This window comes from Streptomyces sp. adm13(2018), assembly GCF_008042145.1.
GTDB lineage: Bacteria > Actinomycetota > Actinomycetes > Streptomycetales > Streptomycetaceae > Streptomyces.
Window position 1 is genome coordinate 1 of the sequence record NZ_RDBH01000147.1, and the last position, 713, is coordinate 713.

Annotated in this window: 1 pseudogene; it reads left to right on the plus strand. The window is 72.5% G+C overall.

Annotated elements, in window-relative coordinates:
• Positions 1-432 precede the first annotated feature (432 nt).
• Positions 433-713, plus strand: a pseudogene (locus EAO70_RS34840) (hypothetical protein); the annotation flags it as partial.

The following is a 713-nucleotide window of genomic DNA, read 5'->3' on the forward strand; positions in this document are numbered from 1 at the left end:
ACCTGCTGGGCGCAGGGCCGCTGGAGGGAGGCCACTCGGGCGGCTCCGGAGGCTCCGGAAGCTCCGGCGGGGGTTCGGGCGACGGCTGTGGCGGTGGTGGTGGCGGGGGCTGCTGCAATCCGTGCAAGTGCTGCTGCGACTGCTGCGACTGACGGCCGATCGGCGCCACCCGAGACCCGAGACCTGAGGCGAACGACGGAGGCGGCCCACCAGGAACCCTGGTGGGCCGCCTCCGTCGTTCGTTCCCGGGTGGCCGCCCCGCCCCGATGCCGCCGTTCGCGTCAACATCAGGCCGATTCCATTCGAAAACCGTCGCACAGGCAGGGTGTTGCAGGACGCCGTTCACTTGCGCGTATTACTCTTCCTTGACTCACTGTTGGGCTTGCTTTGGTGAAGTCTGATGATGGTGTTACCAGAGGGAGGCGCACCGAGATGTCATCCGTCCGCCTGTCCGCAGTCCTCCGCACAGCGCTCCTCCTCGTCCTCGCCCTCGCCTGCGGCAGCCCCTCACCCACCCCCGCCGGACCGGCGGCCTCCCTCCAGCGGCCCTGCGCCCAGCAGGTCGCGCCGACGGCGTCCGCCGAGTCCTCCTACGCCGGGGGAGGCGAGGCGGACGCCCCCGGCGGTGCCGCCGTGCACCGCGACCGCCGACGGCCCGTCACCATGACCGCCGGGCTCCCCGGCCACCCGCCCGCCACCCGCGCCACGTCCGC